At 53.6% G+C, this 14,545-nt stretch carries 13 protein-coding genes; 12 read left to right on the top strand and 1 reads right to left on the bottom strand.

Annotated features, from left to right (window positions below):
• Positions 1–38: 38 nt before the first annotated feature.
• The 11 genes from aroA (at position 39) to IAE30_RS17540 (ending at position 12,879) form a co-directional block, all read left to right on the top strand.
• Positions 39–1,325, top strand: coding sequence for a 3-phosphoshikimate 1-carboxyvinyltransferase (aroA, locus tag IAE30_RS17590; protein WP_045816272.1), 1,287 nt, complete (start codon positions 39–41; stop codon positions 1,323–1,325).
• A 197-nt stretch (positions 1,326–1,522) separates the two neighbouring features.
• Complete coding sequence (gene cmk, locus IAE30_RS17585) at positions 1,523–2,203, top strand: (d)CMP kinase (protein WP_038647821.1); 681 nt, start codon at positions 1,523–1,525, stop codon at positions 2,201–2,203.
• A gap of 122 nt (positions 2,204–2,325) precedes the next feature.
• On the top strand, positions 2,326–3,999 hold the full coding sequence (gene rpsA, locus IAE30_RS17580) for a 30S ribosomal protein S1 (protein ID WP_034820570.1): 1,674 nt from the start codon (positions 2,326–2,328) through the stop codon (positions 3,997–3,999).
• Positions 4,000–4,085: 86 nt separating this feature from the next.
• The gene (gene ihfB / locus IAE30_RS17575; protein ID WP_003849360.1) at positions 4,086–4,370 is read left to right on the top strand and encodes an integration host factor subunit beta; all 285 of its coding nucleotides are present in this window, start codon (positions 4,086–4,088) and stop codon (positions 4,368–4,370) included.
• Between the two features lie 201 nt (positions 4,371–4,571).
• Positions 4,572–6,830 (top strand): DNA internalization-related competence protein ComEC/Rec2, encoded by a 2,259-nt coding sequence (locus tag IAE30_RS17570; protein ID WP_200680487.1) that lies wholly within the window; start codon positions 4,572–4,574, stop codon positions 6,828–6,830.
• 34 nt (positions 6,831–6,864) lie between these two features.
• Positions 6,865–8,613, top strand: a complete 1,749-nt coding sequence (gene msbA, locus IAE30_RS17565; RefSeq protein ID WP_038647817.1) for a lipid A ABC transporter ATP-binding protein/permease MsbA — start codon at positions 6,865–6,867, stop codon at positions 8,611–8,613.
• On the top strand, positions 8,610–9,611 hold the full coding sequence (gene lpxK / locus IAE30_RS17560; RefSeq protein WP_038647815.1) for a tetraacyldisaccharide 4'-kinase: 1,002 nt from the start codon (positions 8,610–8,612) through the stop codon (positions 9,609–9,611). Before msbA ends, lpxK begins: the two co-directional genes overlap by 4 nt.
• Before the next feature lie 23 nt (positions 9,612–9,634).
• On the top strand, positions 9,635–10,852 hold the full coding sequence (locus IAE30_RS17555; RefSeq protein WP_038647813.1) for a winged helix-turn-helix domain-containing protein: 1,218 nt from the start codon (positions 9,635–9,637) through the stop codon (positions 10,850–10,852).
• 94 nt (positions 10,853–10,946) lie between these two features.
• Positions 10,947–11,129 carry a Trm112 family protein gene (locus tag IAE30_RS17550; RefSeq protein WP_007887424.1) on the top strand — a complete coding sequence of 61 codons (183 nt, stop codon included), beginning with the start codon at positions 10,947–10,949 and terminating at the stop codon, positions 11,127–11,129.
• Entirely contained in the window at positions 11,126–11,875 is a 750-nt protein-coding gene (gene kdsB, locus IAE30_RS17545) for a 3-deoxy-manno-octulosonate cytidylyltransferase (protein ID WP_038647807.1), read from the top strand. Before IAE30_RS17550 ends, kdsB begins: the two co-directional genes overlap by 4 nt.
• A gap of 110 nt (positions 11,876–11,985) precedes the next feature.
• Entirely contained in the window at positions 11,986–12,879 is an 894-nt protein-coding gene (locus IAE30_RS17540) for a YcbJ family phosphotransferase (RefSeq protein WP_038647805.1), read from the top strand.
• Here the strand turns inward: IAE30_RS17540 and elyC are convergent.
• Positions 12,859–13,644 carry an envelope biogenesis factor ElyC gene (gene elyC, locus IAE30_RS17535; protein ID WP_045816265.1) on the bottom strand — a complete coding sequence of 262 codons (786 nt, stop codon included), beginning with the start codon at positions 13,642–13,644 and terminating at the stop codon, positions 12,859–12,861. The two genes, IAE30_RS17540 and elyC, sit on opposite strands and share 21 nt — an antisense overlap.
• Positions 13,645–13,768: 124 nt before the next feature.
• On the opposite strand from elyC, the gene cmoM reads away from it, so the two are divergent.
• Positions 13,769–14,542: a tRNA uridine 5-oxyacetic acid(34) methyltransferase CmoM gene (gene cmoM / locus IAE30_RS17530; protein WP_200537204.1), complete on the top strand. Its 774-nt coding sequence runs from the start codon at positions 13,769–13,771 to the stop codon at positions 14,540–14,542.
• The last annotated feature ends 3 nt before the right edge of the window (positions 14,543–14,545 follow it).

The raw sequence follows: 14,545 nt of genomic DNA, 5'->3' as shown, positions 1-14,545 counted from the left end.
ATCACGGGGTTTTGTCTTTTCTGGAGATTTGGTTTCACATGCAGGACTCCCTGACTCTACAACCGATTGCTCGCGTTGACGGCACGGTAAACTTACCGGGTTCAAAAAGCGTTTCTAACCGCGCATTGTTACTGGCTGCGTTGGCAAATGGCACAACTCGCCTGACCAATTTGCTGGATAGCGATGATGTCAAACACATGCTGAATGCGCTGAAGGCGCTGGGCGTTAACTACACGCTCTCTGCTGATCGTACCGTGTGCGAAGTGGTGGGAAATGCAGGTCCGCTGCACAGTGATCAGGCTCTGGAACTCTTTCTGGGCAACGCTGGTACTGCCATGCGTCCGCTGGCTGCCGCACTGTGCCTGGGTCAACAGTCGATTGTACTGACTGGCGAACCACGCATGAAAGAGCGCCCAATTGGTCATTTGGTGGATGCGCTGCGTCAGGGCGGAGCCAATATTGATTACCTGGAGCAGACGGATTATCCGCCGCTGCGTCTGAACGGCGGGTTTGTCGGTGGTGAAGTCAGTGTGGACGGTAGTGTTTCCAGCCAGTTCCTGACAGCATTGCTGATGACCGCGCCGCTGGCACCGAAAGACACTGTGATTACCATCAAAGGTGATCTGGTTTCTAAGCCGTACATTGATATTACACTGCACCTGATGCGTTGTTTTGGTGTCGAAGTCGATAACCAGAACTACCAGCGCTTTGTGGTGAAAGGCCAGCAACAGTATCAATCTCCGGGCGATTATCTGGTGGAGGGCGATGCCTCATCTGCCTCTTATTTCCTCGCCGCCGCTGCCATTAAAGGTGGAACGGTTCGCGTAACCGGGATTGGCCGTAATAGCGTTCAGGGCGACATCCGTTTTGCCGATGTGCTGGAAAAAATGGGTGCGGTGATTGAATGGGGTGATGACTATATTGCCTGCACACGAGGTTCTCTCTCCGCGATTGATATGGACATGAACCATATTCCTGATGCGGCGATGACCATTGCCACCACGGCGTTGTTCGCGGAAGGCACGACCTTGATGCGTAACATTTACAACTGGCGCGTAAAAGAGACCGACCGTTTAGCGGCGATGGCGACCGAATTGCGCAAAGTGGGTGCGGAAGTAGAAGAAGGTCACGATTTCATTCGTGTCACTCCACCGGCTCAGCTTCAGCATGCGGATATTGGCACTTATAACGATCACCGTATGGCGATGTGCTTTGCTCTCGTGGCGTTATCGGACACGCCTGTCACCATTCTTGATCCAGGCTGCACAGCTAAAACCTTCCCGGATTACTTCCAGCAGTTGGCTAAAATCAGCCAGACTTCTTGATCCCGCTACCCGGTACGCTTGTGCCGGGTTTCCTCGCTCTATTGTGGCCTTATTGGGCGGAAATTCTTCTGAATCTGTCTAAAATTCTGGCGCTGTCTACGCTAAAGGGTAACTAACCTGACGCGGGCAGCGTATAATGCCGCGCATTCAAACAGCCAAGAAGGCTGATAATAAGCACGCAGCAACAGGAGAGAACAATGACGGCAATCGCCCCGGTAATTACCATTGATGGCCCAAGTGGCGCAGGTAAAGGGACTTTATGTAAAGCGATGGCGGAGTCATTGCAGTGGCACTTGCTGGATTCTGGTGCCATTTATCGCGTACTTGCATTGGCTGCACTTCATCATCAGGTGGATATTGAATCCGAAGAAGCATTAGTGCCTATGGCCGCTCACCTTGACGTACGTTTCTTGTCCGTAGAAGGTGAGATGCAGGTCATTTTAGAAGGTGAGGATGTGACCGGTGAAATCCGCACGCAGGAAGTGAGTAATACGGCTTCGCGGGTTGCTGCCTTCCCACGCGTGCGTGAAGCATTGCTGCGTCGTCAGCGAGCATTCCGTGAAGAGCCGGGCTTAATTGCAGATGGCCGTGATATGGGCACAGTCGTGTTCCCCGATGCACCGGTAAAAATCTTCCTTGATGCAAGTTCAGAAGAGCGTGCTCATCGACGTATGCTACAGTTGCAGGAGAAGGGCTTTAATGTTAACTTTGATCGCCTTTTATCCGAGATAAAGGAACGCGACGACCGCGATCGTAATCGTGCAATCGCGCCTTTAGTGCCTGCCGCTGATGCTCTGGTGCTGGATTCGACCAGTATGTCCATTGAGCAAGTGATTGAAAAGGCACTTGATTATGCCCGCCACAAGCTGGGCATTTAATCTATTCGGTAACTGAATTGTTGTAACCCTGTACCAGGGACCCGGTGCTGGGCATGTGAAACAACCCCATCCGACAATGACGTCAGGTGGACGTTAAATTGAAGAATCCTAAGATTATCAATATGACTGAATCTTTTGCTCAACTATTTGAAGAATCACTGAAAGAAATCGAAACCCGTCCGGGTTCCATCGTTCGTGGCGTTGTTGTCTCTATCGACAAAGACGTAGTCCTGGTTGATGCGGGTCTGAAATCTGAGTCTGCAATTCCTGCAGAGCAATTCAAGAACGCAGCCGGCGAACTGGAAATCCAGGTTGGCGACGAAGTTGACGTTGCGCTTGACGCAGTTGAAGACGGCTTCGGTGAAACCCTGCTGTCCCGTGAGAAAGCTAAGCGTCACGAAGCTTGGATCACGCTGGAAAAAGCTTACGAAGAAGCTGAAACTGTTACCGGTGTTATCAACGGCAAAGTTAAAGGTGGCTTCACAGTTGAGCTGAACGGTATTCGTGCGTTCCTGCCAGGTTCACTGGTTGACGTTCGTCCGGTTCGCGATACTCTGCACCTGGAAGGCAAAGAGCTTGAGTTCAAAGTCATCAAGCTTGATCAGAAACGTAACAACGTGGTGGTTTCTCGCCGCGCAGTTATCGAATCTGAAAACAGCGCTGAACGCGATCAGCTGCTGGAAAACCTGCAGGAAGGCATGGAAGTTAAAGGTATCGTTAAGAACCTCACTGACTACGGCGCATTCGTGGATCTGGGTGGCGTTGACGGCCTGCTGCACATCACTGACATGGCTTGGAAACGCGTTAAGCATCCGAGCGAAATCGTCAACGTGGGCGACGAAATCACTGTTAAAGTGCTGAAATTCGACCGCGAGCGTACTCGTGTATCCCTCGGCCTGAAACAGCTGGGCGAAGATCCATGGGTTGCTATCGCTAAGCGTTACCCAGAAGGCACCAAGCTGACTGGCCGTGTAACCAACCTGACCGATTACGGCTGCTTCGTTGAAATCGAAGAAGGCGTTGAAGGCCTGGTACACGTTTCTGAAATGGACTGGACCAACAAAAACATTCACCCATCTAAAGTTGTTAACGTGGGCGATGTTGTTGAAGTTATGGTTCTGGACATCGACGAAGAACGTCGTCGTATCTCCCTGGGTCTGAAGCAGTGCAAAAACAACCCATGGCAGCAGTTCGCTGAGACCCACAACAAAGGCGATCGCGTTGAAGGTAAAATCAAGTCAATCACTGACTTCGGTATCTTCATCGGCCTGGACGGTGGCATCGACGGTCTGGTTCACCTGTCAGACATCTCCTGGAACGCGACTGGCGAAGAAGCCGTTCGTGAGTACAAAAAAGGCGACGAAATCGCTGCTGTTGTACTGCAGGTTGATGCAGAGCGCGAGCGCATCTCTCTGGGCGTGAAGCAGTTGGCTGAAGATCCATTCAACAACTACATCACCCTGAACAAGAAAGGCGCTATCGTTAACGGTAAAGTCACTGCAGTAGACGCTAAAGGTGCTACAGTAGAATTGGCTGATGGCGTTGAAGGTTACCTGCGCGCTTCAGAAGCTTCACTGGACCGTATCGAAGACGCAACTCTGGTTCTGAGTGTTGGTGACGACGTTGAAGCTAAATTCACCGGCGTTGACCGTAAGAACCGCGTTGTAAGCCTGTCTGTTCGTGCTAAAGACCAGGCTGATGAGAAAGAAGCTATCAACACTGTTAACACCAAACAGGAAGAAAGCAACTTCTCTAGCGCTATGGCTGAAGCGTTCAAAGCGGCTAAAGGCGAGTAATCGACCCGAGGCACCGGACGATGTCAATCGTCCGGTTTCGGTAAAAGCTGTCATACCTTTCCCATTAAGGATTAACCGGAGGTTACATGACCAAGTCAGAACTTATTGAAAGACTTGCTGGACAGCATACTCATATTCCGGCGAAAGTCGTTGAGGATGCAGTTAAAGAGATGCTTGAGCACATGGCCACCACGTTGGCACAGGGCGAGCGCATTGAAATCCGGGGATTCGGCAGCTTTTCTTTGCACTACCGCGCACCGCGCACTGGTCGTAACCCGAAAACGGGTGACAAAGTGGATCTGGAAGGTAAATACGTTCCCCACTTCAAGCCGGGCAAAGAATTGCGTGACCGTGCAAATATCTACGGCTAAGCCGTTACCGAACGACAAAGCGACACCTCCGGGTGTCGTTTTTTTTTGCTCTAAATTCATTGTTGTGAACATGATTCCTAAACCCATATCAACAATGAAAACCACGCCGATTTTTTGGCATCCGTAATCCAGCTCTCCCCATTCCTGAAAGCTATTCCTGCCAATTGCACGCAAACTGGTGCCCATTGCGGGAGAAAAGTGATGCGTATAACAGGGATTGCAGTAGCCAGAATCATGATCCTGGCAGCGCTACCATTAGGTTTGCTACCTCAAATACCGACCATGGAAATGATTGCTGTGATGGTGCTATTAGCACTGATTGTGGCATCCCTGCCTTGGGCTGGGCAGCGTCTTATTGGCATGGGTATCCTGCTTCTGGCGTGGGCGCTACTGGAAGCGAGACAGATGCTGAATGTGATTGACCAGCTTTCAATGGCGCCAGCCGAAGTGACGCTGCGTATTGTTGATGTGAAGGAAAATCAGCAGCAATTTAAAGCCCAGATTATTCGTGTGGGTGAGCGATATCAGTTCCCGCCGTTGTTTGTCAGTATCAATGCGGAGCCAGGTGAATCGGGGTATTGTGCGGGGCAGCGCTGGAAAATGACCTTACGCTTGCGTGCAGTGCATGGTCGTTTGAATGAAGGCGGGTTTGATGCCCAACGTTTTGCGCTGGCAAACCATACGCCTTTGCAGGGGAGAATCATTAACCAGCAGGCGGAATCGGTGGGTTGTCATTTGCGAGCGCAGGTTATGCGCCATCATCAACCTCTTTTTGAACACCTGCAACAACCTGCCATTTTGCAGGCGCTGGCTTTTGGTGAACGTGAGAACATGACCAAAACTCAGCGACAACTATTGCGTGAGACCGGAACCGCACATTTAATGGCGATTTCCGGTATGCATATTGCGCTAGCGGCCAGTGTTGGCTGGATGATAGTACGTGGCTTACAGTTGCTGCAGCCTGCGCACACCATCGGTTATCTGCTGCCACTGATGGGGAGCATCATTACCGCGACAATCTACTGCTGGCTGTCGGGCAGCCATGCACCAGCACAGCGCGCGCTGGTCGCGCTACTACTGTGGACGACGATAAGAATCGCTGGCTGGCAGTTAACAGGCTGGCAGATTTGGACACTTTGCATGGGGGGACTACTTTGGCTTGATCCCCTCACCGTCTTATCTGAAAGCTTTTGGCTCTCTGCTCTTGCCGTGGCCATGTTAATCATCTGGTTCCAGTGGTTTTCCTTGCCGGTTCGATACCGTCAGGCCAGGCGCTGGCTGCCGCTGAGATTGCTGCACTTACAGCTCGGCATGATGATACTGATGGCTCCTCTGCAAATTTTTTTATTTCAGGGAATCAGCCTCAGTGCACTGGTCGCTAACCTCATCGCGGTGCCGGTGGTATCGCTTTTCACCGTTCCATTGATACTGCTGGCGCTTTTGCTGCCCATACAACCCATCGCTTCAGCACTGTGGCGGCTGGCGGATTTTTCTGTCAATCAGGTTATGCAAGGCCTGGCATACTTGCCAGCAGGATGGTGGCCGTTAAATGATGCCTTGCCCGCAGTGGCCCTGCTATGGGGTGGTTTATTTCTGTGGCGCAGTGGTTTGCTGAATAACACGCTGATGCTTTGCTGCGGCTGCGCACTGGCATTTCTGTTATGGCGTCATGAGTCTGAGCAAGATGACTGGCAGATTGATGTGCTGGATGTGGGCCATGGCCTGGCCATCGCTATTACACAGGGTAACGAAGTGGTGTTGTACGATGCGGGTCCACGCTGGAATGAAGATGATGCGGGCGCACGCGTGATACTGCCATGGTTACTGTATAAGGGACGACAGCTAAACACGGTGGTGGTAAGTCATAAGCATCTGGACCATCGGGGTGGGCTGAATTCACTGCATCAGGCCAATCCCAATATGATGATCCGCAGTGCACTGGGTGAAGCGGGGCATTTACCCTGTCAGCGAGGAGAGCAGTGGCAATGGGGCAAACTGACCTTCACGGCACTCTGGCCACCCGCAGGGAATACGCAAGGGCAAAATAATGACTCCTGTGTCGTACGTGTAGACGATGGAGCTGTCAGCCTGCTGCTCACCGGGGATATTGAGTTAGAAGCAGAAAGAAAATTGGTGGCATTAGAGAAAGCTCAGCTCACCAGCACGTTAATGCAGGTCCCACATCATGGTAGCCGAACCTCTTCGGGGCCTTTACTGTTACGTAGTGTTGCAGGAAAGGGCGCGGTGGCATCGGTAGCGCGCTATAACGCCTGGCGCATGCCAGCCGCCGCAGTGGTGGAACGCTACCGCCAACAGGGCTATATCTGGTATGACACGGCACAATCCGGGCAGGTCCACATTGGTATTCGGCAGGGTGAATGGCAGATTAAGGGATTGAGGGAGCAAATAAAACCTCGCTGGTATCATCAGTGGTTTGGCGTCAAACGTGAATCCAGGTAGAATGAGCGGCTATTTCAAACAGCGTGAATAAATAATGCATCAAGACAAAGATCTCTCAACGTGGCAAACGTTCCGCCGACTCTGGCCGATGATTGCGCCGCACAAAGCAGGACTGTTTGTGTCTGCGGTGGCGCTGATTCTTAATGCGGCCGGCGATACCTTAATGTTGTCGCTGTTGAAACCTTTACTGGATGATGGCTTCGGTAAGGCCGATCGTTCCGTCATGCTTTGGATGCCTCTGGTGGTGATTGGCCTGATGCTGGTGCGTGGCGTGACCAGCTACATTTCCAGTTATTGCATCTCTTGGGTATCGGGCAACGTGGTCATGAATATGCGTCGCCGCTTGTTTGGCCACATGATGGGCATGCCCGTGGCGTTCTTTGACCAGCAATCAACCGGCACATTGCTGTCACGCATCACTTATGATTCCGAGCAAGTTGCTTCGTCCTCTTCCAGTGCACTGGTGACGGTCGTACGCGAAGGTGCCTCGATCATTGGCCTGTTTATCATGATGTTCTACTACAGCTGGCAGCTGTCGTTGATTTTGATTGTCCTTGCGCCGATTGTTTCCTTTGCGATTCGCACGGTGTCCAAACGCTTCCGCAGCATCAGTAAAAACATGCAGAACACCATGGGACAAGTCACCACCAGCGCGGAACAGATGCTAAAAGGGCATAAAGAGGTGCTGATCTTCGGTGGCCAGGATGTTGAAGCGCAGCGTTTCTCGCTGGTGAGCAACAAAATGCGCCAGCAGGGCATGAAACTGGTTTCGGCCTCTTCCATTTCCGATCCGGTCATTCAGCTGATTGCTTCTCTGGCCCTGGCGTTCGTGCTCTACGCTGCCAGTTTCCCTAGCGTGATGGAAACCCTCACCGCCGGTACCATCACCGTGGTGTTCTCATCAATGATTGCCTTGATGCGCCCATTGAAGTCACTGACTAACGTCAACGCCCAGTTCCAGCGCGGTATGGCTGCTTGTCAGACCTTGTTCTCAATTCTGGATAGCGAGCAGGAAATCGATAATGGCAAGCGTGAAATCACGCGTGCCAAAGGCGATGTGGAATTCCGCAATGTGACTTTCACTTATCCGGGACGTGAAGTGCCTGCGCTGCGTGATATTAATCTGTCGCTGCCAGAGGGCAAGACGGTGGCGCTGGTAGGGCGTTCTGGTTCGGGTAAATCGACCATGGCGAGCCTGCTGACCCGCTTCTACGATATTGATGCCGGCGAAATTCTGCTCGACGGTCACGATCTGCGCGAATATACCTTGCGCTCCCTGCGTAATCAGGTGGCGCTGGTTTCCCAGAATGTCCATCTGTTCAATGACACCATCGCCAATAACATTGCTTATGCACGCAATGGTGAATACACCCGCGAACAGATTGAACAGGCAGCGACTATGGCGCACGCCATGGACTTCATTAAGAAGATGGACAACGGTCTGGATACCGTGATTGGTGAGAACGGCGTGTTGCTATCAGGTGGCCAGCGCCAACGTATCGCCATCGCGCGCGCATTGCTGCGTGATTGCCCGATTCTGATCCTAGATGAAGCGACCTCAGCACTGGATACCGAATCCGAGCGCGCGATTCAGGCCGCTCTGGATGAGCTGCAGAAAAACCGCACTTCGCTGGTTATCGCACACCGCCTGTCGACCATCGAAAAAGCCGATGAAATAGTGGTCGTCGAAGATGGTCGTATCGTTGAGCGCGGTACGCACAGCGCGCTGCTGGCCGAAAAGGGTGCCTATGCTCAGCTTCACAAACTGCAGTTTGGTCAATGATTGAACGCATCTGGAGCGGGCGCTCGCCACTGTGGCTACTATTGTGGCCACTGAGTTTGCTGTATGGGGCAATCAGCAGTTTGATACGCCTCAGCTATCAGCGTGGCTGGCGTAAAAGCTGGCGTGCGCCTTGCCCGGTGATTGTGGTGGGTAATCTGACGGCTGGCGGCAACGGTAAAACCCCGGTGGTGATTTGGCTGGTTCAGGCGCTGCAACAGCGTGGCCTGCGCGTTGGCGTTGTCTCACGCGGTTATGGTGGAAAGGCTGAGCGTTATCCCCTGCTGGTGACGGCCGATACCCCGACATCACAAGCCGGCGACGAGCCGGTGTTAATCGCGCAGCGTACTCAGGTGCCGGTAGCCGTCGCACCTCAACGCCGTATGGCGGTAGAAGGGCTGCTGGCCGCACAGGATCTGGATGTAATCATTACCGACGACGGGCTGCAACATTACGCGTTGCAGCGCGATCGTGAAATCGTGGTGGTGGATGGTGTCCGTCGCTTCGGTAATGGCTGGTGGCTGCCCGCAGGTCCGATGCGTGAGCGCGCATCCCGGCTGCAGAGCGTCAATGCCATCATCGTCAATGGTGGAGAGGCGCAAGCCGGTGAGATCGCCATGACGTTGCGTCCCGGTAAGGCGATCAATCTGATGAACGGTGAGACAGCGAACCTCGAACAATTGCCAGAAACGGTGGCGATGGCCGGCATTGGTCATCCGCCGCGGTTCTTCAATACGTTGCAGCAGCACGGTATCCAGCCGGTGGCAGAAATCGCGTTTGCCGATCACCATGCTTATAGCGAAGAGGAGTTGCAGCGTTTGACGCAAACTCATCAATGCCTGCTGATGACCGAAAAAGACGCAGTAAAATGCCGTAGTTTTGCACGTGACAACTGGTGGTATCTACCGGTTGATGCCGATTTGTCGGGGGCATCCCTTGATGCTTTACTCGCCGATGTGACCCAACTCTGCACGACTGCGCGCGACTCCCGTTCGCGCTAAACCTGCTCAAAGGGAATCGAGTCATGACCACATCATCGTCCCTTTCATTACAAACTGCTCGTCATTTACACCTGTCTGCTCAGGGGTTGTTACGCCCACCGAGCCGCCGCGCCCGCCTGGCCGATATCCATGCCTGCGTGCGGCAGATGTCACTGCTGCAAATCGACACCATCAATGTCGTCGCCCGCAGCCCTTATCTGGTGCTGTTCAGCCGCCTTGGCGCTTATCCCACACAGTGGCTGGAAGAAACATTGGCCTCCGGTGCGCTGTTTGAGTATTGGGCGCACGAAGCCTGTTTCATCCCCTTCGAAGATTACCCGTTGCTGCGCCATCGCATGCTGGAGCCGCAGCGGCTGGGATGGAAATATAACGAGCAGTGGGTAAACGAACATCAGCAGGAAATTGCTGCTTTACTCAATCACATCACTGAAAATGGCCCGGTACGTGCGGCTGATTTTGCCAGTGATAAGCACACCAAACCCGGCTGGTGGGCCTGGAAACCCCACAAGCGGCATCTGGAAAACTTGTTCAGCGCAGGTGAGTTAATGGTGGTCGAGCGCCGTAATTTCCAGCGTGTGTACGATCTGAGAACGCGAGTGATGCCTGATTGGGATGATGAACAACATGCACTCAGTGAAGCGGAAGCGGTACAGGCGATGCTGGGGCACAGTGCTCGCAGCCTGGGTATATTTCGCGCCAGTTGGTTGGCCGATTACTATCGACTGAAGCGTGCCCCCCTGCAATCCTGGATTAAGGATGCCGAAGCAAAGGGCGAAATCGTGTGCGTTGAGGTGGAACAGCTCGGTGAGATGTGGCTGCATACGAGCTTGTTACCTCTGCTGGACAAAATGCCCAGCGCCACCCACACGGCCTTGTTGTCACCGTTCGATCCGGTGGTATGGGATCGCCGGCGCGCTCTGGAGTTGTTTAATTTCGATTACCGCATTGAGTGCTATACCCCCGCTGAGAAGCGCGTCTATGGTTACTTTGTTCTGCCGGTGTTACACCGAGGTGCACTCAAAGCGCGTATTGATGCAAAGATGGACCGCCAGGCGCAGCAGCTGATTATTCGCGCATTCTGGCTTGAGCCGGGCGTGCGTGTCACCCAGGCTTTTCTGAGTGATGTGCAAAAAGCCATCAGTCGCTTTGCACAATGGCAAGGTGCCGATGAGGTCATCGTTGAAAATGCCCCTGCCGAACTGCTTGCTGTCTGGACGCACCGTTGGGTTATCAACGATTAAGTTCATCGTAATAATGCCGCGCCCGGCGCACTGTGCTTCGGGTGCGCTATGGTATGCTAGGCGCCAGACAAATCGGTGCTGAAAGGAGAAAATTATGGATCACCGTTTACTTGAGATTGTTGCCTGTCCGGTTTGCAACGGAAAACTGTATTTCAACAAAGAGCAGCAGGAGCTGATTTGTAAACCAGACGGCCTGGCTTACCCGGTGCGCGATGGCATTCCGGTATTGCTGGAAGTGGAAGCACGTACCCTGTCTGTTGAAGAGATCCATCCATGAGTTTTGTCGCCATTATTCCGGCGCGTTACGCATCAACGCGCCTGCCCGGCAAACCGCTGGTGGATATTCACGGTAAACCGATGGTCGTACACGTGATGGAGCGCGCACGCGAGTCGGGTGCCGATCGTGTGATTGTGGCGACCGATCATCCCGAAGTGGCTGCTGCGGTCAAGGCCGCCGGTGGAGAAGTGTGCATGACGCGCGCAGATCACCAGTCGGGCACCGAGCGTCTGGCGGAAGTGATTGAGAAATATCAGTTTGCCGATGACACCATTATCGTCAACGTGCAGGGCGACGAGCCGATGATTCCGGCAGAGATCGTGCGCCAGGTCGCCGATAATCTGGCGCAGGCCGATGCGGGGATGGCGACATTAGCCGTGCCGATTACCGATGCAGAAGAGGCCTTTAACCCCAACGCGGTTAAAGTGGTCATGGACGCGAAAGGCTATGCACTTTACTTCTCCCGCGCCACCATTCCATGGGATCGCGAGCGCTATGCGAAATCGCGCGAACAGATTGGCGACACTTTGCTGCGTCACATTGGCATTTACGCCTATCGCGCTGGCTTTATCCGACGTTACATTGCGTGGGAACCTTGCCCGTTAGAGCAGATTGAATTGCTGGAGCAGTTGCGCGTGCTGTGGTACGGCGAGAAGATTCACGTTGCCGTAGCGCAAACCGTGCCAAGCGTTGGCGTGGACACACCAGAGGATCTGGTTCGTGTTCGTGCGGCTATGCAGGGGTAAAGCCCGACCGGCCAGCCGCTCGCGCTGGCCATAAAGTTTGATCTGGCGCTAAGTTTCGCGCCACCATGACCTCCAGGATAGTGAAGTCAATTGACTGCGGAGGATAACGCATGGAACAGCTCCGTTCAGAACTGGCGTTGATACTGGGTGAAGGTATCAGCCGCCTCGAAACCATTAGCGAACAGGCGCAATCGCGGCTGTATGCACTCTATGACAACGACGGTAAACCGATGCCGCTGGTGGCGAAGTATTTTCGTCATCAAGGCCGCGCAGCGCTTGAAGCCAAAAAACTCACTATGTTAGGTCATGATGGCCTGGTGACAGTCCCTGCGGTTTTTGGCCTGGTGCTGAGTCAGCAGCCGCCGGTACATGAAATGCTGCTGATGGCGCGTTTCAATGGCGTCTCCGCCGAGGCGCCAGCCCGCACTGCCGTGCGCTGGGAGCAATTGTGTGAGCAGATTGTCGAGGGTGTACTGGGCTGGCACCGCATTGACAGCCATGGATTGGTGGGAAGGGTTGATAGCGTGCAGGAAAACAACTGGCCAGCCTGGTATCGCCAGCGCGTCGAAGTGCTATGGGCCACACTGGGCTATCTGTCACCGCCATTTTTCACTCTGGAGGATCGGCAAATCCTCTATCGCAGCCGTCAGCAATTAACCAGACTTTTTAACGACTTTGACGATCCCTGCGTGCTGATGCACGGCAACCTGCGCTTATCCAGCATGTTGAAAGATGCGCGCAGTGACCAGTTGGTGGCGATGATGCAACCGGGCAATATTCTTTGGGCACCGCGTGAATATGAGTTAATTCGTCTGGCGGATAGTGGGGCCGAAGCCTCACTGCTGCAGCACTACCTGCAGCGCGCGCCCGTCTCTGAAGGTTTTATCTGGCGGCGCTGGTTGTATCAGCTATGGGATTGTGTCGATACGTTGGTGAGCAGCGGACAGTTTGATCGTCCGCGCTTTGATCACGCCCGTGAGCAGTTACTTCCCTGGCTCGGATGACAGGAAATCATCGCCGCGCAGCCTTTGCCAGGCCTGGCCCAGGGTTTCGTAAATCGCACGTTCACTGTGCCCCAACCACATCGGAGAAGGCAGCATGCGGTCCCAGGCACTGATTGGCGAGGTAATCGCGAGCTGATTGGCCGGTGCGGCGATGGGGTTCAGACCCGCGCTCAGGAAGAAATGCATCGCACGTGGCAAGTGGTTCGCCGATGAGACCAGCAGGAAAGGGTGATTGCCGATAGTTTGTTTGACGGCCAGCGCTTCTTCACCCGTATCATGCGGTTGGTCCAGCGTGATAATCGCCGAACCCGGCACTCCCAGACTCTCGGCGACTTCCGCCGCCACGCTGGCGTTACTGCGAGGGTTGTATCCTGCAGCAGCGCCAGTGAAAATCATTTTTGCTTGTGGATTCCGACGCCATTGGCGCACACCTTCTGTTACGCGCGGCAGGCTGTTGTTGAGCAAATTAGAACTCGGTGCCCAATTCGGATTGAAGGTGTAGCCACCGCCCAGCACGACGATATAATCCACCGGTTCACTACCGTTCCAGGTGGGATAATGCTGTTCGATGGGGCGCAACAGACGATCGGCAACGGGTTGCAAGCTGAGCAATAAGAGCAGCAACCAGCTAAAAGAGATCAGAATTTTGCCGCCTTTTTGCCAACGGCTAAACCAGAGAAGTAAAAGTCCCACCGCCATGAGCAACAACAGCAGTGGTAAAGGTAATAACATCGCGCCAATCCATTTCTTTAAGGCAAAAAACATCGAAATTTGCTCCTTTTGTCCGAAAAAACAGCAGCCAGACAGTTACTGTGGCGTGAAAGGTTCATTCTTGTTGAGCCTGTGACAAAATAGCACAAGTTGAATGCAGCACAGTGGAGCCATCATCATGCAGGATCGTAACTTTGACGATCTGGCGGACAAATTTTCGCAGAACATTTATGGCACCCGCAAAGGGCAGGTACGGCAGGCGATCCTGTGGGACGAACTGGATGCGCTGTTACCGACATTGCCTGAAGGCGCACTGTTAGTGCTGGATGCCGGCGGTGGCGTAGGACAAATCTCCTGTGGATTAGCGGCACGCGGCCATCAGGTGCTGTTGTGCGATCTCTCCGCTGAGATGTTAAAGCTGGCTGAAGCGCATGCGCACACCGAGGGTGTGAGCCACAACATGCAATTCAAACAAATTAGCGCGCAGCAGGTGGGCGAACATTTGGATCGGCCGGTTGATCTGGTATTGTTTCACGCTGTGCTGGAGTGGGTGGCAGAACCGGAAGCGGTGCTGCGTGCCTTGTGGCACACGCTGAAGCCCGGTGGTGTGCTGTCGTTGATGTTTTACAATGCGCATGCCCTGACGTTCCGCACCCTGCAACTCGGCAATTTCGGCTATCTGCGTGCCAATATGACTAAACGCAAAAAGCGTACGCTGTCACCGGATTTCCCGCGCGATCCTCAGGACGTTAATCGCTGGTTGAGTGATGCGGGCTTTGAGATTGAACAGCGTGCAGGCATTCGCGTGTTTTGTGATTACATGAAACCGCCACCGCCCGGCGTCGTCAAAAGCGTTGAAGAGATTATTGAGATGGAACGGCGCTACTGTCGTCAGGAGCCCTTTTTAAGTTTAGGGCGCTATATCCACGTGACCGCGCGCAAACCCAGGTAGAAG

Origin of the sequence: Pantoea sp. S61, from assembly GCF_016625145.1 — a bacterium.
Lineage (GTDB): Bacteria > Pseudomonadota > Gammaproteobacteria > Enterobacterales > Enterobacteriaceae > Pantoea > Pantoea rwandensis_B.
Note: the sequence above shows the minus strand (reverse complement) of the source record. Positions and strands in the feature narration are given on the sequence as shown.